General features: G+C 43.3%; 24 protein-coding genes. 19 read left to right on the top strand and 5 right to left on the bottom strand.

Annotated elements, in window-relative coordinates; translation table 11 throughout:
* Position 1: 1 nt before the first annotated feature.
* The 5 genes from prmC to I2494_RS02260 all read left to right on the top strand — a co-directional run bounded on the left by prmC (position 2) and on the right by I2494_RS02260 (position 3,661).
* Complete coding sequence (prmC, locus tag I2494_RS02280; protein WP_218465603.1) at positions 2 to 838, top strand: peptide chain release factor N(5)-glutamine methyltransferase; 837 nt, start codon at positions 2 to 4, stop codon at positions 836 to 838.
* A gap of 48 nt (positions 839 to 886) precedes the next feature.
* Positions 887 to 1,279, top strand: a complete 393-nt coding sequence (locus I2494_RS02275) for a SirB2 family protein (protein WP_218465604.1) — start codon at positions 887 to 889, stop codon at positions 1,277 to 1,279.
* The gene (gene sirB1, locus I2494_RS02270; protein ID WP_218465605.1) at positions 1,276 to 2,091 is read left to right on the top strand and encodes an invasion regulator SirB1; all 816 of its coding nucleotides are present in this window, start codon (positions 1,276 to 1,278) and stop codon (positions 2,089 to 2,091) included. Before I2494_RS02275 ends, sirB1 begins: the two co-directional genes overlap by 4 nt.
* Positions 2,092 to 2,148: 57 nt before the next feature.
* The gene (gene kdsA, locus I2494_RS02265; protein WP_218465606.1) at positions 2,149 to 3,003 is read left to right on the top strand and encodes a 3-deoxy-8-phosphooctulonate synthase; all 855 of its coding nucleotides are present in this window, start codon (positions 2,149 to 2,151) and stop codon (positions 3,001 to 3,003) included.
* 277 nt (positions 3,004 to 3,280) lie between these two features.
* Entirely contained in the window at positions 3,281 to 3,661 is a 381-nt protein-coding gene (locus I2494_RS02260; protein ID WP_218465607.1) for a DUF1090 domain-containing protein, read from the top strand.
* Between the two features lie 91 nt (positions 3,662 to 3,752).
* On the opposite strand, the gene dauA is transcribed toward I2494_RS02260, so the two are convergent.
* A complete protein-coding gene (dauA, locus tag I2494_RS02255) occupies positions 3,753 to 5,453 on the bottom strand; it encodes a C4-dicarboxylic acid transporter DauA (protein WP_218465608.1) in 1,701 nt (566 codons plus the stop codon).
* Positions 5,454 to 5,968: 515 nt separating this feature from the next.
* Positions 5,969 to 6,493, bottom strand: coding sequence for a serine protease inhibitor ecotin (gene eco, locus I2494_RS02250; protein ID WP_407657851.1), 525 nt, complete (start codon positions 6,491 to 6,493; stop codon positions 5,969 to 5,971).
* 378 nt (positions 6,494 to 6,871) lie between these two features.
* On the opposite strand from eco, the gene I2494_RS02245 reads away from it, so the two are divergent.
* The 12 genes from I2494_RS02245 (at position 6,872) to I2494_RS02190 (ending at position 19,098) form a co-directional block, all read left to right on the top strand.
* Complete coding sequence (locus I2494_RS02245) at positions 6,872 to 7,993, top strand: M42 family metallopeptidase (RefSeq protein WP_218465610.1); 1,122 nt, start codon at positions 6,872 to 6,874, stop codon at positions 7,991 to 7,993.
* Positions 7,994 to 8,007: 14 nt separating this feature from the next.
* Positions 8,008 to 8,286, top strand: a complete 279-nt coding sequence (gene sgcB, locus I2494_RS02240) for a PTS sugar transporter subunit IIB SgcB (RefSeq protein ID WP_218465611.1) — start codon at positions 8,008 to 8,010, stop codon at positions 8,284 to 8,286.
* 13 nt (positions 8,287 to 8,299) lie between these two features.
* Positions 8,300 to 9,613 (top strand): PTS sugar transporter subunit IIC SgcC, encoded by a 1,314-nt coding sequence (gene sgcC, locus I2494_RS02235; RefSeq protein ID WP_218465612.1) that lies wholly within the window; start codon positions 8,300 to 8,302, stop codon positions 9,611 to 9,613.
* A gap of 44 nt (positions 9,614 to 9,657) precedes the next feature.
* Positions 9,658 to 10,464: a BtpA/SgcQ family protein gene (locus I2494_RS02230; RefSeq protein WP_218465613.1), complete on the top strand. Its 807-nt coding sequence runs from the start codon at positions 9,658 to 9,660 to the stop codon at positions 10,462 to 10,464.
* Between the two features lie 126 nt (positions 10,465 to 10,590).
* Positions 10,591 to 11,037: a PTS sugar transporter subunit IIA gene (locus I2494_RS02225; protein ID WP_218466009.1), complete on the top strand. Its 447-nt coding sequence runs from the start codon at positions 10,591 to 10,593 to the stop codon at positions 11,035 to 11,037.
* 2 nt (positions 11,038 to 11,039) lie between these two features.
* Positions 11,040 to 11,690: a beta/alpha barrel domain-containing protein gene (locus I2494_RS02220; RefSeq protein ID WP_218465614.1), complete on the top strand. Its 651-nt coding sequence runs from the start codon at positions 11,040 to 11,042 to the stop codon at positions 11,688 to 11,690.
* Entirely contained in the window at positions 11,680 to 12,483 is an 804-nt protein-coding gene (locus tag I2494_RS02215) for a DeoR/GlpR family DNA-binding transcription regulator (protein WP_218465615.1), read from the top strand. Before I2494_RS02220 ends, I2494_RS02215 begins: the two co-directional genes overlap by 11 nt.
* Positions 12,461 to 13,117 carry a hexitol phosphatase HxpB gene (gene hxpB / locus I2494_RS02210; RefSeq protein ID WP_218465616.1) on the top strand — a complete coding sequence of 219 codons (657 nt, stop codon included), beginning with the start codon at positions 12,461 to 12,463 and terminating at the stop codon, positions 13,115 to 13,117. The genes I2494_RS02215 and hxpB overlap by 23 nt, the downstream gene beginning before the upstream one ends.
* A gap of 342 nt (positions 13,118 to 13,459) precedes the next feature.
* On the top strand, positions 13,460 to 15,043 hold the full coding sequence (locus I2494_RS02205; RefSeq protein ID WP_218465617.1) for a vWA domain-containing protein: 1,584 nt from the start codon (positions 13,460 to 13,462) through the stop codon (positions 15,041 to 15,043).
* Positions 15,044 to 15,765: 722 nt separating this feature from the next.
* Positions 15,766 to 16,989 (top strand): RtcB family protein, encoded by a 1,224-nt coding sequence (locus tag I2494_RS02200; RefSeq protein ID WP_321206096.1) that lies wholly within the window; start codon positions 15,766 to 15,768, stop codon positions 16,987 to 16,989.
* A 41-nt stretch (positions 16,990 to 17,030) separates the two neighbouring features.
* Positions 17,031 to 18,053, top strand: coding sequence for an RNA 3'-terminal phosphate cyclase (rtcA, locus tag I2494_RS02195; RefSeq protein ID WP_218465618.1), 1,023 nt, complete (start codon positions 17,031 to 17,033; stop codon positions 18,051 to 18,053).
* Positions 18,054 to 18,822: 769 nt separating this feature from the next.
* Positions 18,823 to 19,098 (top strand): transposase-like zinc-binding domain-containing protein, encoded by a 276-nt coding sequence (locus I2494_RS02190; protein ID WP_218465619.1) that lies wholly within the window; start codon positions 18,823 to 18,825, stop codon positions 19,096 to 19,098.
* Positions 19,099 to 19,147: 49 nt separating this feature from the next.
* Here I2494_RS02190 and I2494_RS02185 read toward each other — a convergent pair whose 3' ends face one another.
* Positions 19,148 to 19,942 (bottom strand): sulfite exporter TauE/SafE family protein, encoded by a 795-nt coding sequence (locus tag I2494_RS02185; protein WP_407657850.1) that lies wholly within the window; start codon positions 19,940 to 19,942, stop codon positions 19,148 to 19,150.
* Positions 19,943 to 20,427: 485 nt separating this feature from the next.
* Between I2494_RS02185 and I2494_RS02180 the strand changes: the two genes are divergently transcribed.
* Complete coding sequence (locus I2494_RS02180; protein ID WP_218465620.1) at positions 20,428 to 21,621, top strand: 5'-nucleotidase; 1,194 nt, start codon at positions 20,428 to 20,430, stop codon at positions 21,619 to 21,621.
* Between the two features lie 43 nt (positions 21,622 to 21,664).
* Entirely contained in the window at positions 21,665 to 22,150 is a 486-nt protein-coding gene (locus I2494_RS02175) for a GNAT family N-acetyltransferase (protein ID WP_218465621.1), read from the top strand.
* Between the two features lie 101 nt (positions 22,151 to 22,251).
* Here I2494_RS02175 and I2494_RS02170 read toward each other — a convergent pair whose 3' ends face one another.
* Together I2494_RS02170 and I2494_RS02165 are read right to left on the bottom strand one after the other, a co-directional pair.
* Entirely contained in the window at positions 22,252 to 23,904 is a 1,653-nt protein-coding gene (locus I2494_RS02170; RefSeq protein ID WP_218465622.1) for a putative transporter, read from the bottom strand.
* 323 nt (positions 23,905 to 24,227) lie between these two features.
* Positions 24,228 to 24,554, bottom strand: a complete 327-nt coding sequence (locus I2494_RS02165) for a YggL family protein (RefSeq protein WP_218465623.1) — start codon at positions 24,552 to 24,554, stop codon at positions 24,228 to 24,230.
* Positions 24,555 to 24,757: the final 203 nt, after the last annotated feature.

Below are 24,757 nucleotides of genomic sequence, written 5' to 3'. Positions count from 1 at the left end.
CATGACATTTAATCAATGGTTAGAGCAAGCAATCGCCAGATTAACCGGCGGTGACAGTCCTAAACGGGATGCGGAAATCCTGTTGGGGCATGTGACGGGAAAAACCCGAACATTTCTGATGGCGTTTAGTGAAACAAAACTGGATGCTGAACAGGAATCTTGTCTTGAAGAGCTATTGTGCCGAAGACTACAGGGAGAACCTATTGCCTATCTGGTAGGTTCTCGCGAGTTTTGGTCACTGTTATTAAAGGTTTCTCCGGTCACGTTGATTCCCCGGCCAGATACTGAAAAGTTGGTGGAGTTGGCATTAGAGCGCTTACCCACCGTTGATTGTGATATTCTGGATTTAGGTACAGGCACCGGTGCTATTGCATTGGCGTTAGGTCATGAGCGCCCCGATAGTTCAGTAACGGGTATCGATTTCCAGGCCGAGGCGGTTTCACTGGCGCAAGATAATGCAGATAATTTGAATATCAATAACGTCCATTTTGTTCAGGGTGACTGGTTTGAACCACTTAATGACGCCTATTTTGATATGATCGTCAGCAATCCTCCTTATATTGATGAAAGCGATCCGCATTTGAGCCAGGGGGACGTGCGTTATGAACCAAACAGCGCGTTAATTGCCGCACAGCAAGGCTTTGCTGATTTAAACCATATTATTGAACAAGCACCGGAATACCTTAAGCCGGGTGGCTGGCTATTGCTGGAGCATGGTTGGACGCAGGGAGAGCAGGTACGAACTCTGTTTAAACAGCGAGGCTTTGAATTAATCGCTACCCATCAGGATTACGGTGGCAATGAGCGGGTAACATTGGGACGCTGGTTTAAACATTAAACTTGATTTATCACCGATTAAACACCAAATAAACAGGAACAGCTTTATATGTACATATGGTTAAAACATTTACATGTGCTCACTGCAGTAATCAGTATTGTACTGTTTATTTTACGTTTTTATTGGAAGTGGCGGGGCTCTGCCATCATGCAGCAGCGTTGGGTGAAGATAACACCTCACCTGAATGACACAATTCTTTTTGTCACAGGGATAGTGTTAATCTTTATCACTCACTTTTATCCATTCTCGGTTCAGGGAACCTGGTTAACTGAGAAGCTGGTAGCTGTGGTGATATATATTGTTTTGGGATATATAGCTCTGGGAAAACGGAATCGGAGCCAGATGGTAAGGTCGGTCGCCTTTATGGTGGCGATCCTCTGCCTGTATCTGATAGTTATATTAGCAACAAATAAAATGCCGTTATTTATGGGGTATGCATGAAGCGCGGAAACATAACTGATTTTGAGTTTAACAGTCATCCGTTAAGTGAAGGTATTTACCTGATTACTCGGTTTATTCGTGACGATTTTCCGGAAGATCAGGTTCGTTATGAGTTAGACCAGTTAGCTGAAAAAGCCAGATCTCTGATTTCTGAAGAGCTGGATGCGGACTTACAGCTCGAGCAGTTACTGGAGTTGTTCTACCATACCTGGGGGTTTGGTGGTGCAGCTGGCGTTTACAATTTGTCCGATACCTTATGGTTAGATAAAGTGCTAAAAACCCATCAGGGAGCACCTTCATCATTAGGTCTGATATTGATGTATATTGCTAATCGACTGGATATTCCCCTCTATCCGGTGATTTTCCCAACGCAATTACTGATTAAAGCTGAATGGTTGAATGGTGACAGCTGGGTGATTAATCCGCTGAATGGTGAGACATTAACCAGCCATATTCTGGATGTCTGGCTGAAAGGGCATCTGGGTATCAGTGCTACATTAAGTAATGATGACTTGAGTGATGCAGAAAACAGTCAGATTATTATACGGTTACTGGGTTCTCTTAAAGGTGCACTAATGCAGGAGAACAAACCGGAGCTGGCACTGAGAGCCAGTGAGTTAGCCTTGAGTTTTGATCCGGAAGACCCCTATGAGATTCGCGATCGTGGTTTGATTTATGCGCAGCTTGAATGTAACCACATTGCAGCAAAAGATTTAAACTATTTTGTAGAGCAGTGCCCGGAAGATCCGGTAACGGAGATTATTAAGTTACAGCTTAACAATATTGAACAAAACTCCGTTACGCTTCATTAAGATGCGGTCAATAACGGTGGTTAAATCTGTTAATCAAGAGATTAAGGAAAAGTCAGCATGAGTCAGAAAGTGGTTAAAATTGGTGACATTAAGGTAGCTAACGACCTGCCATTTGTCCTGTTTGGCGGTATGAACGTGCTGGAGTCGCGGGATCTGGCGATGCGTATTTGTGAGCATTACGTTACTGTTACACAAAAGTTAGGCATCCCTTATGTCTTTAAGGCCTCTTTTGACAAAGCCAATCGTTCTTCTATTCACTCTTACCGTGGCCCGGGTCTGGAAGAGGGGATGAAAATTTTTCAGGAGTTGAAACAGGCGTTTGGGGTAAAAATCATTACTGATGTACATGAAAGCTGGCAGGCGCAACCGGTAGCCGACGTGGTTGATGTCATTCAGTTACCTGCATTCCTTGCTCGTCAGACTGACTTAGTGGAAGCTATGGCGCGTACTGGAGCAGTTATCAACGTTAAAAAACCACAGTTTGTTAGCCCCGGACAAATGGGGAATATCGTCGATAAATTTAAAGAAGGTGGTAACGATCAGGTTATTCTCTGCGATCGCGGCAGTAATTTTGGCTACGATAATCTGGTTGTGGATATGCTGGGCTTTAATGTGATGAAGCAGGCGACAGGCGGCCATCCGGTGATTTTTGATGTAACCCATGCCTTACAGTGCCGTGACCCGTTTGGTGCAGCATCTGGTGGGCGTCGCGCGCAGGTTGCGGAACTGGCTCGTTCCGGTATGGCGGTAGGTATTGCCGGTTTGTTTATTGAAGCGCATCCGGATCCTGCACATGCTAAGTGTGATGGCCCTTCAGCGTTGCCTTTAGATAAACTGGAACCGTTCCTGGCACAGATGAAAGCTATTGATGAACTGGTTAAGAGCTTTCCGGAGCTGGATACCAGTAAATAATATTCTACGATAGTGATGTGAAAAGGAGAGCCCGGGCTCTCCTTTTTTAATATGAAATTATTGGTGTTAATTTTTTAACACGCATTAATTTTTATCCCATTAATTATTTATTTTCCCGTGTACTAATGTTGAGTTATATTTCTATTAATCTGCGTTAAGAATCTTTCAGTAAATGCTACTAATTGTTTCAATGGCTTGATAACGTGTGTTTGCGTGTTATTATCCCCAAATTCTCAAAGGGTTGAGGATAATTAATTGCTTTCCAGGGAGATAGCATATGTTTAAGAAAATCTGTTTAATTGTTCCTCTGATTATTTCTCCAGCCGTTTTCGCGGCGGGATCCAACGCGGGTAAAGATTACTGTGCGATAAAAGAGGAGAAAATTAATCAGCAAATAGAATATGCAAAGAAATATAACAACCCAAACCGTTTAGCGGGTTTGGAACGGGCATTAAGTAATGTGAAAGCGCACTGTAGCAATAAAGGTTATATTGCTGATGCCGAGAGTAAGATTGCGGATAAAGAACGCAAAGTTGAAGAGCGTCGTCAGGAACTGGCTGAAGCAAAAGCGTCCGGTAAGTCTGACAAAATCAGCAAAAAGCAGAAGAAGCTTCAGGAAGCGGAAGCCGAACTGGATGAAGCACTCAATTCACTGTAGTTATTCAGTTAATTTATTAAACTTTATCAGTGAAAATGATAAGCCCCGTTTAATGCGGGGCTTTATAACAATGAATTACCAACGTTTCCAATTAGTCAGGAACGCCAGACTTCGCCATTAATGCCTCTTCCATAGAAGCATAGAACGCCAGTTTACCCGCAATCGGTTTAATACCTGCCCGCGCCAGTGTTTTTAATGGTTGATACTGAATATCACAGTTAATCAATTCGGTACCTTCCGGCAGAATATCAATAAATCGTTGGAATGCACTAAGACCACCGGCATCCAGTACTGGCACAGCATCCCATTGCAGGATAATTACTGGTTGATTTTCAATACATAATGCCAGTTCATTAAAGATTCTTTCTGCAGCAGCAAAAAACAACGGGCCGCTAACGCGCATAACCAGACGGTCAGGTGTTGATTCTGTCGTCATTTCTGTTAAGCGTGTCATACGCGCAATGCGGCGCATAAACAGTAATGAGGCCAGAACGATACCAACGGTAATGGCGATAACCATATCAAACAGTACTGTGAGGCTCATACAAAGCAGCATGACAATAATGTCGTCTTTTGGCGCACGGCGTAAAATATCGATAACTTTATGCGCTTCACTCATATTCCATGCCACCAGCAGCAGCAGTGATGACATGGCAGCCAGAGGCAAATAGGAAAGTGCCGGAGCTAAAACCAGTAAAGCCATGATCACCAATACTGAATGAACAATGGCAGAGACAGGGGAGCTGGCGCCTGCCCGAACGTTTGCGGCGGAGCGGGCAATTGCGGCAGTAGCGGTAATCCCGCCAAAGAAGGGTGCGGTTAGATTTCCCAACCCCTGACCAATTAATTCACCATTAGAGTGATGTTTTTTGCCGGTCATACCATCCAGTACCACGGCACAGAGCAATGATTCAATTGCTCCCAGCATAGCCATTGAGAAAGCGGCAGGTAGTAAAGCTGAAATGGTATTCCAACTGAGCTCAACTGTTTTGCCACTGATATCAGGGATGTTCCAGGGCAGCACAAACTGGGGAAGAATGGGTGGAATACCTTGGCCGCTGCTGCCATCAGGCATTAGATAATGAAACTTGGAGCCAATGGTAGCAACTGAATAACCAAACCAGGAGAGTATGGCCATCACGGCAGTTCCTGCCAGCAATGCCGGTAAGTGTCCGGGAATGCGTAATTTTAAACGCGGCCATAATACCAGTACTGCTAAGGTTACGCTGGCAATCAGGGTATCAGCCCAACTGATGGTTGGCATAGCGGAAGCTAATGCAACGACTTTATCGATGTAGTGTTCCGGTACATCCAGCGTCAGGCCAAAGAAATCCTTAATCTGCATGGTAGCAATGGTAATACCGATACCAGAAGTGAAGCCCAGGGTAACTGAGATTGGAATATATTCAATCAGGCGGCCAAAACGAGCCAGCCCCATGATTACTAAAAATACCCCAGACATCAGAGTGGCAATCAGCAAGCCCGACAGGCCAAACTGCTGGGAGACCGGGTAGAGAATAACGACAAAAGCGGCGGTTGGCCCGGAAACGCTATAGCGAGATCCACCGGTAACGGCAATCACAATACCGGCAATAGCCGAAGTGTACAGACCATATTGTGGTGGTACGCCACTGGCGATCGCCAATGCCATTGCCAGCGGAATTGCAATAATCCCTACAGTAATACCGGCAATAATGTCTTTAAGGAAACGTTGAAGTGTATAGGATTCGCGCCAACAGGCATCAATCAGTGCACTGAACGGTCTGACACCGTTAATTCCATGCGTTTTCATCGTGGGATAACCTGACCCTAAAATAGAGCTAAAAAAATGGCGGGCCATCGCGACCCGTCGCAAATTTATCTGATAACCATACTCCCTTTGTAAAATTATTGCATGGGGTATATCAATGAATATGACTATTTCATTGTGAAGTAAAAATAATCGGTGTATTACCCGATAAAATATAATTAATGCTTTGTTTGCTAAGGGTAAATCAGGTGTTAAAAACTAAGGTTAAATCGATCTGAATGTTTAATCAGAAACACGCAGGGGCAGTTCTGACTAACTATCTGATTAATTTAAGTAAGTGCAGTTCATATCAGGTTGAAAAAGGAAGGAATAATACAGAGCGTTTAAGATGTGCATTATCTGATTATAGCGGCTGGTTCACTATTCTCTGTCGGACAGGCTAAAAAACATATTGTGATATCAAAAAGTTTAAACAGGAGGGAATGAAACAGGGAGTAACGTGCAAACAGAATATCTGAATTCAGATGTATCTGAAAGCACGTTGGCAATAACAGCGATTATTTAACTTCTGCCGCGGTGGTTTCATCCGTGGTTGACCAAATGCGGTAACGAACCTGAATATCCTGTGGAGCATAAATTACGATAGGCAATTTGCTGTTATAACGTTGCAGAAACTCACCATGAGGAATAGTGACCAGCGCTTTGTGTTTTTTGCCATCCGGGCAAGCCATCATGGTTGAAACCGGGCCGCTTACATCACTTAAAACAAAGTAGTTATATCCCCATCCTTCGAGATCTTTGTTCTCCAACTTACCGCCGAGCATTTGACGGTTACAGTCGACTTCTATCTCTTTTCCCATCACCAGTTCGACTTTCAGGTTATTTTCATTTTCAACAGCAGGTAGAAAAATAGCGTGGCGAACCTGACCTTTTTGTGCTTCAGGGTAAGGGGCGATCTCTTTCAGTTCCGGCGTTTTAGAGGCTGGAGCAATCTCTTTTGTCACAGATGTTTCCTCTTTCGATGCGGAACCAATATGGTTATGGCTTGGCGTTTCAGCCAGTACATGGGTAGAGATACTCATTAAAGCAGCTATCAGGGTGAGTTTGATCTTCATTCGCTATTTTCCTTCTTTAAATAAACTAATTGTAAGCATTATATGCTGATAGTGATAATGCTTCTACTACAATCGTCGAATTCATGTTTCAGCTCATTACCGATGCCATTTAATTCCATTGTCAGATGAAAAACAATCAAAGCTAATGAGTGAATAATGCTAACAATCACTTTAATTGATTATTTTATTTTGAAATCAATCACAGAACTCACGATTGGCAAGGATTTACACCATTAGTGGTGATGATTGTCACAATTTTAACGCCATTGGAAGCATATAAACGTTCAGTAGTTGATTGAATGGAGGTGGGTTAATGCCTCCTAAATAGCGAAATGGGGCGGATATATGACGTTTGATGTGCAAAAAAATTTACTCAGCTTATTGGCGCTGGATGGAATTTCAGGTCATGAACATAAAATAGCGGCTGTTATGCAGCAGCAGTTTAGCCAGAGTGCTTATCAGGTATGGCAGGATCGATTAGGGAATGTCGTTGCTCAATACGGCAGCCAGGCACCTGATGCTTTCAGATTGATGATCTTTGCGCATATGGATGAAGTGGGTTTCATGGTGCGCAAGATTGAAGAGAATGGATTTTTACGTTTTGAACGAGTAGGTGGCCCGGCACAAATCACGATGTCGGGTTCAACCGTGAGATTGGAGGGTGAACACGGCCCGATACAAGGTTGCATTGGCATTAAGTCTTATCATTTCAGTAAAGGTGATGAACGCACACAGGCTCCAGGTATTGAGCATTTATGGATTGATATTGGCGCAGCAGATAAACAGGATGCTGCACGAATGGGGATTAAAGTTGGAACACCAGTATGTTTATATAATCCACCACAACTTTTAGCCAACGATCTGGTTTGCAGTAAAGCACTGGACGATCGATTAGGGTGTACTGCTTTGTTGGGCGTTGCCGCAGCAGTAGAATCGATGGATCTGGATATTGCCCTTTATCTGGTGGCTTCGGTTCAGGAAGAGTTTAATATCCGGGGGATTTTGCCCGTATTGCGGCGAATAAATCCTGATATGGCCATTGGCATTGATATTACACCATCTTGTGATACCCCTGATTTATCTGATTACTCGGATGTCGTTATCAATAAAGGCCCGGGAATTACCTGCCTGAATTACCATGGGCGCGGCACGTTAGCCGGCCTTATTACCCCACCTAAACTGATCGCTTTTCTGGAAAAAACGGCGGCAGAGCATCAAATCCCGGTACAACGAGAAGTGGCTCCGGGCGTGATTACTGAAACCGGCTATATCCAAATGGAGCAAGATGGCATTCCTTGTGCCAGCCTGTCTATTCCTTGTCGCTATACCCATTCTCCCAGTGAAGTCGCCAGCGTACGTGACCTGAGTGACTGTATTCGATTATTAACCGCCATAGCCAGGGTTAAGGGGCAACAGTTTCCTGTTACCTCCCGTCAGGCTCAGGCACCTGACAACTCTCTCCTATGATGAGGTACAACAAGATGAAGAAGATACTGGTAGCCTGTGGAACAGGCATGTCCACCTCAACCATGATTGCACAGCGCCTACAGGAATACTTAAGTGCGCAAGGGATCCCGGTGAGTACATCTCAATGCTGTCTGAATGAGATCCCTTATAACTGTAGCGGAATGGATCTGATCGTGACATCCATGAAAGTGGATAAAGATTACGGCATTCCCACGTTGAACGGGGCACCGTTATTAATCGGTATTAATGATGATGCGCTTAAAGAAAAAGTCAAAGCACTGTTAAGCCAATAAGGCGGGAGGCGTTATGTTTGATTACATTTTGTCTCTTGGCGGAACTGTTTTCGTACCGATGGTTATGATTTTGATTGGTTTGATTTTCAGAATTCCTGTTCTGCAGGCGGTGAAGGCAGGGGTAACCGTAGGTATTGGTTTTGTTGGTATGGGGCTTGTGATTGTTATGGCTATCGATAGCCTCAGCCCGCCAATAAAAATTATGATTGAACGTTTCGGTCTGAACCTGCACATATTGGATGTGGGGGCAGGGCCAGCCTCTGGTGTGGGTTATGCCACAGCCATTGGTGCCATTATTATTCCGGTGATTTTTTTACTCAATATTGGCATGTTGGTTACGCGATTAACCAAAACCATGAACGTTGATATTTATAACTACTGGCACTATGCCATCACTGGTTCAGTCGTACAGTTAATGACAGGAAATATGATCTATGGCGTGCTGGCAGCAATCTGCCACGCGGCGCTGTCACTGAAAATGGCCGATCTGACGGCTAAACGAGTACAAAACATTGTTGGGTTAGACGGTATCTCCATTCCTCAAGGCTATGGTTCCAGTTCGGTACCTCTGTTTATCTTATTGGATAAGCTTTATAGCTATATTCCATTCCTTAAAGGCCGAAATATTGATGCGACTGAGATTCAGAAACGTTTCGGTATGGTCGGTGACCCGGTGATTATCGGTGTGGTACTGGGGTTGATTTTTGGATTATCCGCTGGAGAAAACTTTAAAGGCACGATGACACTCATGATTACCGTCGCGGCGATTATGGTGTTGTTCCCGAGAATGATCCGTTTGATTGTAGAAGGATTAATGCCCATTTCAGACGGCGCGCGTAAATTTTTCCAGAAATACCTTCATGGACGGGAAGTCTATATTGGTCTGGATACTGCCGTAACTCTGGGGCATCCAACCACCATTGCCGTCGGTCTATTGTTGATTCCGATTATGTTATTGATTGCCAGCGTACTGCCCGGTAATCAGGTCTTGCCACTGGCCGATCTCCCCGTTGCTCCATTTTTCATTTGTATGGCAACCGTGATTCATCGCGGAGACCTGATTCGTACCTTGATTAGCGGCGTCATTGTGATGATTACCGTATTGCTTATTGCCACTCAATTTGCGCCTTACTTCACCGAAATGGCCCGTAATGGCGGGTTTAGCTTTGCCGCGGATGGGGCACAAATCAGTGCATTATCCGTAGGGAACATGTTTGGCTGGTCGATTGTTGAGTTAATGGCAATGGGCATCATTGGTGTTGTGATTGCGGTGGGGGCGGTATGTGCAATGGTGCTGTGGCTACGAACTAAAGAACTGTCAGCATAATTAGTAATTTTTATTCATGTCTTAATTAAACAGGAGTAACAGCGATGAGTTGGCTTAAGTCAGTTATTGGCACAGAAAAAGCGGTGATAGCCATGTGTCATTTTCGAGCACTACCGGGAGATCCGGGATTTGACGTCAGTAAAGGGATGAGCTGGGTAATTGACCGGGCATATGATGATTTGACCGCATTACAGAATGGCGGTGTGGATGCGGTGATGTTCTCCAATGAATTTAGTATGCCTTACTTAACCAAGGTGAAACCCGAAACCTCAGCGGCAATGGCACGCATTATTGGCCAGTTAATGGCAGAAATTCGGGTTCCGTATGGCGTTAACGTGCTCTGGGATCCGGTAGCCTCTTTTGATTTGGCCATGGCGGTAGATGCACTGTTTATCAGAGAAATATTTACCGGGGCTTATGCCAGTGACTTCGGTGTTTGGAACACGAATGTGGGTGAAACTATTCGACATCAGCAACGGATTGGCGCAGAAAAGGTGAAAACTCTGTTTAATATCGTACCGGAAGCGGCTGTCTATTTAGGTCATCGGGATATTCAGTCTATTGCCAAATCAACGGTATTTAACAATCGGCCGGATGCCCTCTGTGTTTCTGGTTTGACCGCCGGGAGTAAAACCGACTCGGCCACATTGAAGTTAGTAAAAGATACGGTACCGAACACAGTCGTGTTGGCAAATACCGGTGTTTGTCTGGAAAACGTAGAGGAGCAGTTGTTGATTGCTGATGGTTGCGTTACCGCCACGCACTTTAAGAAAGATGGCATCTTTGAAAATTTTGTTGATGGCGATCGCGTAGCGCGATTTATGGATAAGGTTCGCAGTATTCGCCAATAGAAAGGGATAAGCAAAATGCTTATCCCTGATAATTAGCCATTCAACAGGCTATTCCCCCGGAGTCTTCGCCAAAAGTACCTTCGGGGGAATATTACAATAACCTAATAGTTAAAGGAGTCAACGATGCTGATTGAGGATTGCAAAACTACGCAGGCTTCTCGCCATGTTGAATCATGGCGAGAAGCAGTGGCACTGGCGGCCACACCTTTAATTGAACTTGGCTATGTAAAAACAGAATATATTCAGGGCATTATTGATAATACGCTGGAATATGGCCCCTATTATCTGATAGCGCCGGGAATCGCCTTACCCCATGCGCGTCCACAGCAGGGGGCTCTTCGTAACGGCGTGGCATTTACCACGTTGTCGCAACCCGTGAGCTTTGGCCATGATGAGTGCGATCCTATCTGGCTGCTTATTTGCGTCAGTGCAACTGATGCCGAACAGCATATAAAGACTATTCAAACGATTGTTTCCTTACTGGATGATTCTGCGTTGATAGCTGAAATACAAAAGGCTAAGAGTGATAACCAACTTTATCAGCTATTACATTCGGCAACGGTGGATATTTGATCATGTTAACCACTATCCATCCTTCATTAGCTTCTGCCAGTCAGCTTGAGTTAGGAAGAACCCTGGAACGGTTGAATGTGGCGACGATAGGGTCGATACATTTAGATATTGAAGACACCAGTTTTATCCGAAACATCACCTTTGGTTTAAAAACGGTTACTCAGGTTGCGGGCGCTACACATCATCCATTGTCGTTTCATTTGATGGTCAGCGACCCATTTCCATGGATTGAATGGCTGAAACCAGTTAATCCAGACTGGATATTTGTTCATGTTGAAACACTGGCAAATCCCGCTGAGATTCTGGCATTAGTCAGAGGAGTTGGCAGTAAAGTGGGACTGGCTTTCAATCCGGCAACGCCGCTGGAGCCTTATTCTTATCTGGCTTCACTGGCGGATAGCATAATGATTATGACCAGTGAACCTGACGGTATGGGACAACGTTTTAATCCTCTTTTGATAGATAAAGTTGTGCAGGCCACATCGTTGTTTAAGTCCATGGAAATTTGGGCAGATGGCGGTATTACCTTTGCCGCAGCCCGCAAACTATATACCGCCGGAGCACGACATTTGGTACTGGGGCGGGCGCTATTTGCTTCAGAGGATTATGTAACAAACGTCGATACTTTTCGGGAGGTGGGGTATGAGCGATAAACGTTCTGATCGAATGCGCAATATCTTGCACTATCTGTGGCAACATAAAAAGATAGAGACGCGTCAGGCTGTTGAACTATTCGGTTATGCTGAAGCATCTGTCAGACGGGACTTTCAGATTATTGTAGATGGCTATCCGGGAATGGTTCGCTGCCACGGGGGGATTGTGTTTGACAAAACCACTGTCGATCAAGAGTACATTTTTGACGTTAAACAAAGTATTCAACGGGTGGCGAAGCAGGATATTGCTCAGGTTGCCCGTAACATGATAAAGCCGGATGACTGCATTCTGCTGGATTCAGGTTCAACCTGCCTGGAACTGGCAAAACGGCTGTCAGACATCTCCGCCAAAGTCATTACCACCGATGTAAAAATAGCCAATCAACTGGGGTGTTATAACCAACTGGAGAGCTATATCGTTGGCGGCATGATTCGCTCCGGATACTTTTCTGTAGGTGAAAGCCTGGCTGTTGATATGCTGAAGTTATTTTCAGCGGATAAAACTTTTATGTCTTGTGATGCATTATCTCTGGAGAGTGGAATAACCAATTCCACGGTTTTTGAGGTTGGGGTAAAGAAAATGCTGATCCAGCGGGCGCGGCAGGTGGTATTACTGGCGGACCACAGCAAATTTGATCAGATAAAACCTCACAGTGTGGCGACGTTACTCTCGATGAGCTGTATTATTACCGATGCATTATTGCCCGAGGAGACGTTTCAACGTTACCGACAGGCGGGTATTAATATCATCAGAGCGGGAGAGCGAGGGTATGACGACGGCTATTATCTTTGATATGGATGGTGTACTGGTAGATTCAGAACCTGTTTGGGTCAAAGTTGAACAAGAAATTTATTTGCAACGTTACAATGTACATTTAAGTGATGAGGATTTTAAAGATAGTGCCGGTATCCGTATCGACAAATTACTGACAGAGCATCACCAACGTTATTCACTTCCGTTACAAGACGTACCTCTTCGCGTTGAAGAAATCGTTACAGAAGTTGGTCGCCGGATTCAAACTCACCCTCAGCCTATGCCAGGTGTTGTTGAGCTACTGGAAACTATTCAGGGACATGGTTTACCGATGGTAGTTGCCTCTTCTTCACCTCAAAAGCAAATTGCCCGCGTATTGGATGCCTTAAATATCAGCCATTACTTCTCTCACCAAATTTCTGCCGAAGGAATGATCAACGGTAAACCTCATCCAGCCGTATTTTTACGCGCAGCAGAAATACTCTGCGTTAATCCGGAAGAGTGTATTGTAATTGAAGATGCCGTTAACGGTATGGTGGCGGCTAAAGCTGCCCAGATGAAAGTGATAGTTATGCCTGCGCCAGAAGCGCGTCAGGATAAACGGTTTGGATTAGCCGATATACAGGTTAATACGTTGAGCGAAGTTTGGCAGGCAATTCAGCAGTTAAAATAGACCTATCCTGCCATCATTCAAACTCGAGTACAGAATGGCAATGTAGTCACAGATTACATTGCCATTAATTATTAAATTTTATAAAAGCTTATCTTTATAGATAAGTTAATCCTCAATTTGTTTTCTGGTATTTAACCTCTCAAAATTAAATTAAAATTTAATTCCATTTAATTTCAATAAATTAAAAATATTTTTTCATAAAATTTAAAAATTGGCACGCTTATAGCTATATATCTGGCATGAAGGGCAGAACGTTAGAACAGATAATCAAAGATTGATTGTGATAACAAAGAAGATGGTGTTCTGCCCACCAGATTAAATTTGTCTCAAAGGAGAATGAGAATGGCGAATGCCCAATTGTTTAAATCACTAAAAGGTCGTTGGTTACCAAAAGCTAATGATAAGAATGAAGCTGGTGGAACGGCATATCGTTTTAATGCAGAACATGCATTAGCTCAGTACGCTGCAACAGGTTGTTTAAATGGCACTTATTATGCTTCAGCAGAAACGCAGTTAGACACCGTAATGGCGTTGTGCTCTCAGGTTGATCCGTTGATGCTGGCAAAGATTGCTGTGTATTGCCGCCAATATGGTTATATGAAAGATATGCCGGCACTACTGTTAGCAATACTGTCCGTTAAAGGAAAAGAGTATTTACCAATGGCATTTCCACTGGTAGTCGATAACGGCAAAATGCTGCGTAACTTTGTGCAGATATTACGTAGCGATACCGTTGGACGTAAATCTCTGGGATCACGTCCTAAAAAATTAGTTCAGGATTGGTTAAATAATGCCAGTGAACGAGCACTGTTATCAGCCGCAGTAGGTAACAATCCTTCGTTGGCGGATGTGGTAAAAATGGTACACCCAAAACCACAAGAAAGCTGGAGAGAAGCCTTTTTTGCCTGGTTAATTGGCAAACCTTACGATGAAAACGCGTTACCGCCAATTACTCGCGCGTTTGAGCAATATAAACGTCAGGGGAATTGTGATGAAGGTGGATTACCGGCAGTACCATTTCAGATGTTGACGTCATTGAATTTAACTCCCGCTGACTGGGCAGAGATAGCAAAGCAGGGCGGCTGGCAGATGGTGAGAATGAATCTGAATACTTTTGCCCGTCACGGCGTATTTGAGTTACCGGGCATGGCAAAAATTATTGCTGATAAGTTAAGTGACAGAAAAAACATAATGCAGGCAAAAGTGTTTCCTTATCAGCTCATGACGGCATATCAGTCGGCCAGTAAAGAGATACCTCTGATGGTACGTGAAGCATTGCAGGATGCACTGGAAATTGCATTAGAAAACGTCTTACCTGTAACAGGAAAGATGGTGGTGTGTCCGGATGTATCTGGTTCTATGCACTCTCCGGCAACCGGTTATCGCCCCGGGGCAACAACCGTAACCCGCTGCGTTGATATTGCGGCATTAATTGCCGCCACGTATCTGCGTAAACAGCGCGATACATTAATTGTACCCTTTGAGTATCAAGTGGTAGAAAGTAATCGGGTAGCCTTGAACCCAAGAGATACGGTACTGACTAATGCAGCCAAACTGGCAGGCGCCTGCGGTGGTGGAACGGATTGTAGTGCCCCGTTGAAATGGCTAAATGCCAAAGGTATTCGTGCAGATTTGGTGCTATTGGTTTCGGATAATGAATCCTGGGGAAGCATCGATAGCAAGAGAAGTGGTGCAACGGAAACTATGCGTCAGTGGGAAATGTTTAAGCGTTTTAATCCGTCGGCCAAACTGATTTGTCTGGATATTCAACCCTACGCAACCACTCAGGCAAAGGAGCGAGAAGACATTCTGAATATTGGCGGTTTTTCTGACACGGTATTTCAGATGATTAGCGCATTTTCCCAAGGACAAATGCAATCCGAACACTGGTTAGGTGAAATTAATAAAGTGACATTGTCACAATAACTGAGCATTGTGGCATAACAGAATAGAGCAGGATGAAAAGGAATTTATCTTCCCGATCATCATAATGTTATGCCACTCCTGATAAAGGAGGAATGCCGATGGAACTACATCATCACTAATGAGGAGGTCACGGGTTCGAATCCCGTCGGTTCCGCCACAATGGAATCGTAGCTCAGAGGCAGAGCACCGGATGCTTGCATCCAATACGTTTCATCACTTTTGTCCTCCGCTTTTTCAGGGCCAGAGTCAGATTAAATAGTTTAAGTAATAGTTGGAATAATTACAGAACAACGCAAACAGGTAACAAATGCCCGCAGGGATTACATGGTTTAGCCGGTTCGAACCCGGCCTCCGCAAGGAGATATCTCTGCATCACTGGTTGTTATCGGTTTGCTTTACCAATCAGCGGTAAATGCAGGTGAAACTACAGTGTTCCCGGTTCGAGTCCGGGTTACTGAGTCATCAGTAATAGCTCAACAGGTAGAGCGAGTGTTTCGCACAATATTTGTTACCGCAGCTAAATACAGGGCGAATGCCGGTGGAACTACATCCAAGTACAAAGGTCGCGGGTTCAACTCCCGCCGGAATCTAACCAGGTTCCGTAGCTCAGTTGGATAGAGCATTGTGAATGTTTCACCAAAACTTGTCGCCCGACCTTAATAAAGACTGTTTGTTGAAATAACAAGACAAACAACGAAATGGAAGAGAATAAAGGATAAATAATGAAACCTTCAATTCAGGTAATGAACGTTGAAAATGGCCGTCCGGTAAAAATGTGGACTCAGGGAGTGCCGGTTGAAGACGAAGCCAAGCGTCAGTTAGAAAACACGGCCAAAATGCCGTTTATTTTTAAACATATTGCAGTGATGCCGGACGTACATTTGGGTAAAGGTTCAACCATCGGCTCTGTTATTCCTACCGTAGGGGCGATTATTCCGGCCGCGGTAGGGGTGGATATCGGTTGTGGAATGATTGCGGTGAGAACATCGCTGCACGCCAGTGATTTGCCGGATAACTTATCTGCGGTGCGAGATGCTATAGAGCGAGCGGTACCACATGGGCGAGAAGTTAATCGATCCAAGCGAGATAAAGGTGCCTGGAATGATGTACCTGACGTGGTAAACCGTGCCTGGTTGCAGTTAGACCCTGACTTTAAGCAAATTATTGATAAGTACCCTAAGTTGAAAAATACCAACAATCGGGTTCATTTAGGAACGTTGGGAACCGGTAACCACTTTATTGAGGTTTGTCTGGATGAGAATCAGGCTGTGTGGTTTATGTTGCACTCTGGTTCTCGCGGTATCGGCAATGCCATCGGAAGCCTGTTTATTGAACTGGCTAAGAAGGATATGCAACGACACTTTATCAACTTACCGCATCAGGATTTAGCCTATTTGGTCGAAGGTAGCGAACATTATAACGATTATGTTTTTGCTGTTGATTGGGCACAGCGTTACGCCCGACTAAATCGTGAAACTATGATGAATAATGTGATTTCAGCAGTGCGTAGTGTTATCACTAAGCCCTTTACTTTAGAGATGCAAGCGGTGAACTGTCACCATAACTATGTACAGAAAGAGCAGCATTTTGGTCAGGAGGTATTGGTTACGCGTAAAGGTGCGGTGAGCGCTCAAGCGGGTGAACTAGGGATTATTCCTGGATCCATGGGAGCTCGATCTTTTATTGTGCGAGGAAAAGGTAACCCGGATGCATTTTGCTCCTGTAGTCACGGAGCCGGTCGAACCATGAGCCGTACCGAAGCTAAGCGCCGCTTCTCAATAGAGGACCAGATCAAAGCGACGGCAGGTGTTGAATGCCGTAAAGATTCGGACGTTATTGATGAGATACCAATGGCTTATAAAGATATCGATGCAGTGATGACCGCGCAGTCAGAACTGGTAGAGATTGTTCATACTTTAAAACAGGTGGTTTGTGTTAAAGGATAATTACCTGACGCTTAAGGTATAAGATTTAGAAGGAACGTGAAGTGCAATGGATTGAAATCGATGGATCAAAAGGCGAAGGCGGAGGGCAAATTCTCCGCAGCGGATTATCGCTGTCTATGATCACGGGTAAAGCGGTACGTTTTACCCATATACGAGCCGGGCGGAGTAAGCCCGGCATCATGCGCCAACATTTAACTGCGATTCTGGCAGCACAGCAGATCTGTGCTGCTCAGGTGAGTGGGGCAACATTAAACTCAACCGAGTTGACCTTCATTCCTGGTCAAATTAAGTCAGGAGACTATCAGTTTGATTTAGGGGGCGCAGGCAGTTGTGCATTGGTATTACAGACGCTGTTACCGGCTTTATGGTCAGCTAATGGTGAAAGTCGGGTGAGATTGAGCGGTGGTACGCATAATCCAATGGCGCCGTCTATCAGCTTTTTACAACAGGTTTGGCTACCACTAATGGCCAAAATGGGTGCTAAAGCGAGTTTAGCGCTGCATCGTTATGGTTTTTATCCTGCAGGTGGTGGTGAAGTAGAGGTTACGGTTTATCCTGTTAAGCAGTGGCAGGCACTGCATATCCCCCAGCGAGGTAAACTGGTTGATATCAGCGCACAAGCTTTGATTGCTGATGTACCTTATTCAGTGGCCGTCAGGGAGTTAAATATCGTAAAGCAGCAGTTAAAGGCAGAACAATCAAAATTAAACTCGATTGACGCATCATCGGCAAAGTGCTCTGGTAATGCGCTGTTGGTAAAACTGCAATTTGAACATTTAGCAGAACTCTTTTGTGCAATAGGTACTAAAGGCAAAGCGGCAGCAAAAGTAGCACTGGAGGCTTGTGATGAAGCTCAGGCCTATTTGAAGTCGACAGCAGTAGTAGGAGAGTATTTAGCCGATCAACTGCTGTTGCCAATGGCAATAGCCGGGAATGGAAGTTTTACAACACCGGCAATAACCGATCATATTTCTACTAATGCTTTGGTTATTAATCAGTTTTTTGATTGTTGTATTGATATTCAATCGATAAATCAAGTCGCAGAAATACATATTCGAAAGTAGTGAAACAGTAAGTCACTCTGTTTCATTGATGAATAGCACCAGAGTCAGATAAAGGCACTCCAATGAGGAGTGCCTTTATTTTTTTAAAGAATGGGTTAGTTCATTTTTGGATTCCGTTTTAGCAGACATTATATTTTTAAAAAAAGCTAACAACCTATTCTTTTTAAGTTAATTCTTACTTTTTTGCGTAAGTTATCTTTTTTTAATTTGGTATAAATAAGGTTTTACTTATATATTTTTATGCCGATTTTGTTAGTATTTATTTTAATCTTAATTTTTAATTTGAATTTTTATTTTGTTGTTGTTTTGTATTTATATATTTATTAGAAATTCAAAATTATTATTCAAATATGATTATTTTTAATTAATAAATATTTAAAAAAATGAATAATTGCTTATTTAATGTAAGTTTCAACTAATTTGAATCATATTTGTATTTAATTAATCAATTGATTTTATTGATATATATTAATTTTTATAATGTTTAATTGGTAATTTCGATTGTTTCTAAATGATCGAGTGTTAAGAACGATTTATTTTGATTTCACTTTCAATTTAATATTAAACTACATTATAAATATGTGCCGATACATTATTAAATGGAATGGGTTTAGATAATAATGCGTAAGCATGACTATATGTTGTGCCGCAAAAAATAATTGTTTCTGTTAAAAACAATCAATTCAAAAATGTCTGAATCCTATCTCTATTACTTGGAAGTGAATAAGCCTGTTGAAACTTTAATACACGCTCTTATTGGGAGAGAAAAATGAAAGCTAATAAACCAATTTGTCATTACTGTGGCGATTCAACAGCTGTGAATCGGCATGGAACAGCGCAAAATGGCTATCCAAGATTTTACTGTAAATCTTGCAAAACAACATTTCAGACCAGCTATATCTATAAGGGCTATGAAGAGAATATCCTGAGACAAATAAAACGTATGTCAGAGGATGGCTATACGCCTGAAAGAATAAGTTACGAGCTAAAAATCGCTTTGACCTCAGTTCGTCAATATATGAAATACGAGACAATCAAGCAGTAATACTATTAAGTTGAATCGTTAGCCTTGACTCAAACAAGGTAAGAGCGGGTTAGACTGATGACGACAAGCGATAAAGCATGGTCATCGCGCTGCAAAGAATAAAGGCAAAAGTGATTAGCTGAAAGGTTCGTTCCGAAATGTTTTTAAGCAAGAATTTAGCTAAGGGGATTGAAAGTATTGAGCCCAGGCTGAGTATCACTGCCAGATGGAGGTCGGTATATCCACCCTGACCATATGCCAGGGCAGAAGCACCAGACAGCAGCATGGTCACAAATACTGAGGTTCCTATTGCTTGTTTGATATTCATTCCGGCATATTTAGTTAAAATGGGTAGCATCACAACTCCACCACCGACACCCGTTGCTCCAATGGTCATGCCTGCTGCGATTCCTGGCAAAATAAAGCGGGAGATTGGTATTGATGTTTTCGTAAGTTCATCATCAATCAACGTGGTAGAGTGAAATAGTTGGCTGCAAAAGATAAAGAGCGACAAAGCGATAGCCAGAACAATTAATATATTGATACTTAACTGAACATATTGATGCCAGGCATCAATGCTGGCTAACAGCGTAATTCCATAGCTGGCAATCAGTGTACTGGGTAACATAATAGAAAGAATGATCAATGAGCGTTTGAGTGGGATATTACCCAAGCGGAAGTGAACTCCGGTTGAAGATATTTTCATTAACATCGACATCAAATTTGCCGTTGCAACCGCAGTTAAGGTATCCATACCAAACAACCAGATTAATACCGGAAGAATAAGAACTCCGCCACCAACACCAGTGGTACTAATAATCAGCCCCAACAGTGCTCCAATAAGCATTTTGGCTAACAGAGCCAGCAACATTGTCATATCAGTGATTTCCGCTAAATCTCTTCACAATCATACCACGTCAAAAATGCACCGGGCTGAAAAATCCCCCGCCTCTAAACACGCTTACAGGACACGTTTAACAACAGTGAGAAAAATCAGGGAAAACCTCGCTGAAAGTTGTCGCTGTAATCAATATTTATCAAAGGGGAACAATCCTGCTATAGCGTAACAAAGAGGGGAAAATGAAATACATTTATCAACCTGACTGGAACAAAAATGAGAAATAATGAATACTGAGTTTCAGTCGTGTTGTTTTTAACGAAAATAAATTTGATTTCGGTGGTACAAACGTTAAATTGACAGCTGATTACAGACATAGCAAACACAGACATCAAGCGCTAAAAATGACTAACAAGAGAGTTAGTGAGTTTACCTAAAAGAAGCCATATGTCTGAAATCAATGCTATGGATGGTTGGGCATCTACAATATTAAAGGGAAATAAAAAAACATTATGGCAATCGATCTATCTAAAACGTTGGTGATAGGTATCTCAGCTACAGCGCTATTTGATTTATCAGCCGACAACGATATGTACCAGGAAAAGCTGCAGCAAGATCCTGATTCAGCAATGAAAGAGTTCCGGCGTTATCTGCGGGGAAATGAAGACAAACCGCTGGATGATGGTGCCGGCATGCCGTTGGTAAAATCAATACTGGCCTTAAATGAGCACAAGAAGGCCAATGATGACGGGCCGGTAGTTGAAATCGTCGTGGTTTCTCGCAATGCGCCTGAAGTTGGTTACCGGGTATTAAAAGAGATCAAAAAACGCGGTTTAAACATTTCCCGTTCAGCGTTTACTTCTGGTGAATCAATTAGCGATTATCTTGACGCATATTATATTGATTTGTTCCTGACAACCGATACGCAAGAAGCGAAACGGGTAATGGATAATAATCAGTGTGCTACTGCTTTGGTGTATGCACCGAAGAAGACGCTTGCTCAGAGCACATTGCCTCAGCTCAGATTTGCTTTTGATGGTGACGCAGGGATTTTTAACGCCATTACCGGCGATCAGACTGAAACATCGATTAACCCGGGGCCTCATGCCAACTTACTGATTAAATTATCTAAGGTACAAGAGCGTATCTCTGAAAGTTTAGATCACTCACCACTTCGGGTTGCATTGATTACCTCTCAAAACAGTTCCAGCGATCCGGCTGAAATGACCATGATTGATACACTGAAGCATTGGGGTATCTATATCAATGATATTTTCTTCCTGGGTGGTTTACAAAAGTCTCGTTTCCTCAAAGCATTCAAACCGCATATTTTCTTTGATAGTCATGATTCTCAGCAAGATGCAGCAGAATTTGATATGCCTTATGCCAAAGTCATGTATACCAATCAAGCTGAAACATCATCGATAGAAAAGAAAGCGGGCGAAGCGGAGGCGTTGGAAGAGGTAAAAAAGTCTGAAACACCAAAAGCAGAAGCTAAAGATACGGTAGAAAAGAAACCGACTGTTGTGGTGGAAGAAGATGACGATGAAGACGAAGATGATGAAAAGCTGACGACGGAAGAAAAGAAAAAAGAGGGGAAGGAATTAGGCGTTTCTTTAGATGAATGCTTGAGTCCGGCTCCACCAGAAGATTTAAGTAATTTGCTAAACAAGTTTATTCGCAAAAAACCAGCTGATGCAGAATAAGGTTGTTTGATGGTTAAGTTAACATCAGGATCCGTTTTTAGTTATGAATGTTGATATTGTTATTGCGGACTACCAGAATTCTGCACAGGGTGAAGATCTGCTGATGCTATTGGATGGTTATGCTCAAGACCCTATGGGCGGTGGCGAAGCGTTAGAACCATCTGTAAAGGCGAATTTACTGGGGGAATTGGCAAAGCTACCTCATGCCTTTACCATTTTGGCTTATGTCGACAATAAGCCGGCAGGTTTGATTAACTGTTTTCTGGGTTTTTCAACTTTTGCAGCCAAACCTTTGGTGAATATCCACGACGTGGTGGTTAGCTCATCATTTAGAGGTTTGGGGCTTAGTCAGAAAATGATGGCTAAAGTTGAACAGGTCGCCCGAGAGAAAGGCTGTTGCAAGATGACACTGGAAGTACTCGAAGGTAATCAAGTGGCTAAAAACAGTTACAGTAAGTTCGGCTTTTCGGGTTATGAGCTGGATCCGCAAATGGGAAAAGCCGTTTTTTGGCAAAAGAAGCTAAGTTAACCAAATAGAAAGCGATGAGTTTGTGTATCGTCTTAAAAAGCAAAGAGCATCCGATAATCGGATGCTCTTTTAGTTTATAAGTAACCTTTAGATTGTTATATCTAAATCCAGAACATCAGCGCCAGAATCTGTGGTGACATAATTCTGAGAAACATAGCTAATGGATACACTGTTGCATAAGCAAGAGCGGCAGCACCACTGGTAGGGTGCATTCCGTTAGCAAAAGCCAATGCAGGTGGATCGGTCATTGAACCAGCCAGTAACCCACAAATGACCAGATAGTTCATTTTGGCTACGGTATAGGCCAGTAAACCGACGATCAGCAGCGGGATTATGGTGATAAGCGCACCATATCCCATCCAGACAATACCGTCACCATTGAGCAAGGTATTAATAAAGCTGGCACCGGATTTAAACCCAACGACAGATAAGAATAGTACTATTCCGAGTTCGCGTAATGCCAGGTTGGCGCTGGGCGGCATAAACCAGTGCATTTTTCCCAGGGTGCCAATTCGACCAAGGATCAGCGCGATAACCAGCGGCCCTCCGGCCAGACCGAGACGTAACGCGGCAGGAAACCCGGGAATAAACAGCGGAATAGAACCCAGTAATACACCAAGTCCAATACCAATAAATACCGGCAACATCTGTACTTGTTGAAGGCGCTGTTGAGCATTACCGACGATATCAGCCACAATATCAATAGAAGAGGGTTTACCAACCAGATTAAGAATATCACCAAAATGTAATGAAAGGCTGCGTCCCGCCATTAGTTCAACGCCTGCCCGGTTGAGACGAGTAATTACTACGTCATAACGGTGCAGATTCAAATCACCAATTTTTTTACCCATGACTTTTTCGCTGGTCACGACTACCCGAGCCATTTTTAGATCGCTGGTGCGGGTGGACAGAGAAACATCCACCTCATTACCAATAAGTAGCTTAGCCTGATTAAGTAATTGTCGATCGCCGACCAGATGCAATAAATCTCCCAGTTGTATTTGAGTAGAGGCGGACGGCACCATCAATACATTGTCTCGTTTTAATCGGGAACAGATAATGCTATCACCATTAATAATAGGGATATCTTGCAGCTGTAAACCATTCAGGTTGGTATTGCACACTTCTACGTTAATGGTTTGCAGATTATCCGCAGAGGCGCCGGACTGGCGATCGAACTCTTTTGCGGACTGGTCAACGCTGATTTTGAATGCCAAACGAATAATCCACATCACCAGCAGAATGCCGCAAATACCAAAAGGATAAGCCATCGCATAAGCCATACCCATTTGGTTAACTAATACACCGTCGGCATGAAGATCGGTTAATACCTGTTGCCCGGCACCGAGAGAAGGGGTATTGGTGACCGCACCAGAAAAAATACCTAAGATAATCGGAAGAGGGATATTGAATAGTTTATGCAATCCGGCAGTCACTACACAACTGAGGATGACCAGTAAAAAGGCAAAGCCATTTAAGCGTAGTCCGGAGCGTCGTAATGAGGCGAAGAAGCCAGGGCCAACCTGAATACCAATAGTATAAACAAACAGAATCAGGCCAAATTCCTGTACGAAATGCAACATGCTTTCGTCAAGTTCAATATGGTAAGCATGGGCAAAGTGACCTACGATGATACCGCCAAATAATACACCACCAATGCCTAACCCAACGCCACGAATTTTCCAGTTGCCAATCCATAAACCGAGTACGGCAACCAGCGCTAACAGGCTGACTGTCAGGGCAATATCACTCATTATAACCATCCTTGCACAGGTGCTTATAGCTCTAGTCGGTTAATCATTTTGATCTTTGTATCGTCAATCTGTTTCAAATACAGACAAACTCATCATAGAGAAAAGTGATATTAAAATTGTGACTGGCTCGGCGAAACAGAGGAATTAGCCACGATAAAAATTGATATTTATCATAATAATGGCATTTGCACGAAACGATTCAGGAAAGAATAGAAAAATGAGTAAACTTCAGCGACCAGGAATAAAGAGAAGGGCTAAAACAGGAAGAGTCTGGCGACGTAATTAATCGCCAGACAATATTACCTGATGGCAAACAGAGAAGATTATTCCCACCAGATATCGTATAACTCGCTGGTTTCGACATTTTCCATGCCGTTTTGTGTTAGCCAGTTAGCAATCAGGGTACGGTGCTCCTCGGTGCAACTGCCGACTTTTTGCAGGCAGATAATACCTTCCCAATCTAAATAACCGCTGCCACCAAAACCAAGGCCGTTGGGCTCGATGACTTCTTTAATCATGCGATTAATAAAAGCGTCAATGGTATCGATATCAGTACCCTGAGCGAAATTCCAGTTAACGGTAAAGCCAATTTCCTGAAACTCATCCAGATGTAATTTTTTACGTAAACGACGACTGCGCTGCTGAGCCATGAGTTCATCCTCTGAAAGAAAAAGGGAATCTTACTCGGATGTGGTGATAGCGTCCAGTCAGAGAATGAACCCGGATATATCGGATTGATAAAAAACAGAAACGATAACTAATCTATTTCTTTTTATCCTCTTCATGAGGATGCTTTTTCTCATGCTTTTCGCGACGTTTTTCTTCAGGGGTTTTCAGTGGTTTTTTCTTCTGA

Source organism: Limnobaculum allomyrinae (assembly GCF_016649425.1).
In the GTDB taxonomy this organism is placed as follows: Bacteria; Pseudomonadota; Gammaproteobacteria; order Enterobacterales; family Enterobacteriaceae; genus Limnobaculum; species Limnobaculum allomyrinae.
The sequence above is the reverse complement of the archived record's forward strand: the minus strand, read 5'-3'. Positions and strand labels throughout refer to the sequence as shown.

What these genes read in the sequence shown, in the direction of transcription:
- kdsA (WP_218465606.1), top strand. Translation starts at nt 2,149, where the DNA reads ATGAGTCAGAAAGTGGTTAAAATTGGTGACATTAAGGTAGCTAACGAC.
- I2494_RS02165 (WP_218465623.1), bottom strand. Translation starts at nt 24,554, where the DNA reads ATGGCTCAGCAGCGCAGTCGTCGTTTACGTAAAAAATTACATCTGGAT.
- I2494_RS02230 (WP_218465613.1), top strand. Translation starts at nt 9,658, where the DNA reads ATGAGTTGGCTTAAGTCAGTTATTGGCACAGAAAAAGCGGTGATAGCC.
- I2494_RS02205 (WP_218465617.1), top strand. Translation starts at nt 13,460, where the DNA reads ATGGCGAATGCCCAATTGTTTAAATCACTAAAAGGTCGTTGGTTACCA.
- prmC (WP_218465603.1), top strand. Translation starts at nt 2, where the DNA reads ATGACATTTAATCAATGGTTAGAGCAAGCAATCGCCAGATTAACCGGC.
- I2494_RS02180 (WP_218465620.1), top strand. Translation starts at nt 20,428, where the DNA reads ATGGCAATCGATCTATCTAAAACGTTGGTGATAGGTATCTCAGCTACA.
- hxpB (WP_218465616.1), top strand. Translation starts at nt 12,461, where the DNA reads ATGACGACGGCTATTATCTTTGATATGGATGGTGTACTGGTAGATTCA.
- dauA (WP_218465608.1), bottom strand. Translation starts at nt 5,453, where the DNA reads ATGAAAACGCATGGAATTAACGGTGTCAGACCGTTCAGTGCACTGATT.
- I2494_RS02275 (WP_218465604.1), top strand. Translation starts at nt 887, where the DNA reads ATGTACATATGGTTAAAACATTTACATGTGCTCACTGCAGTAATCAGT.
- I2494_RS02220 (WP_218465614.1), top strand. Translation starts at nt 11,040, where the DNA reads ATGTTAACCACTATCCATCCTTCATTAGCTTCTGCCAGTCAGCTTGAG.
- sgcC (WP_218465612.1), top strand. Translation starts at nt 8,300, where the DNA reads ATGTTTGATTACATTTTGTCTCTTGGCGGAACTGTTTTCGTACCGATG.
- sgcB (WP_218465611.1), top strand. Translation starts at nt 8,008, where the DNA reads ATGAAGAAGATACTGGTAGCCTGTGGAACAGGCATGTCCACCTCAACC.
- I2494_RS02170 (WP_218465622.1), bottom strand. Translation starts at nt 23,904, where the DNA reads ATGAGTGATATTGCCCTGACAGTCAGCCTGTTAGCGCTGGTTGCCGTA.
- I2494_RS02175 (WP_218465621.1), top strand. Translation starts at nt 21,665, where the DNA reads ATGAATGTTGATATTGTTATTGCGGACTACCAGAATTCTGCACAGGGT.
- I2494_RS02260 (WP_218465607.1), top strand. Translation starts at nt 3,281, where the DNA reads ATGTTTAAGAAAATCTGTTTAATTGTTCCTCTGATTATTTCTCCAGCC.
- I2494_RS02200 (WP_321206096.1), top strand. Translation starts at nt 15,766, where the DNA reads ATGAAACCTTCAATTCAGGTAATGAACGTTGAAAATGGCCGTCCGGTA.
- eco (WP_407657851.1), bottom strand. Translation starts at nt 6,493, where the DNA reads ATGAGTATCTCTACCCATGTACTGGCTGAAACGCCAAGCCATAACCAT.
- sirB1 (WP_218465605.1), top strand. Translation starts at nt 1,276, where the DNA reads ATGAAGCGCGGAAACATAACTGATTTTGAGTTTAACAGTCATCCGTTA.
- I2494_RS02245 (WP_218465610.1), top strand. Translation starts at nt 6,872, where the DNA reads ATGACGTTTGATGTGCAAAAAAATTTACTCAGCTTATTGGCGCTGGAT.
- I2494_RS02190 (WP_218465619.1), top strand. Translation starts at nt 18,823, where the DNA reads ATGAAAGCTAATAAACCAATTTGTCATTACTGTGGCGATTCAACAGCT.
- I2494_RS02215 (WP_218465615.1), top strand. Translation starts at nt 11,680, where the DNA reads ATGAGCGATAAACGTTCTGATCGAATGCGCAATATCTTGCACTATCTG.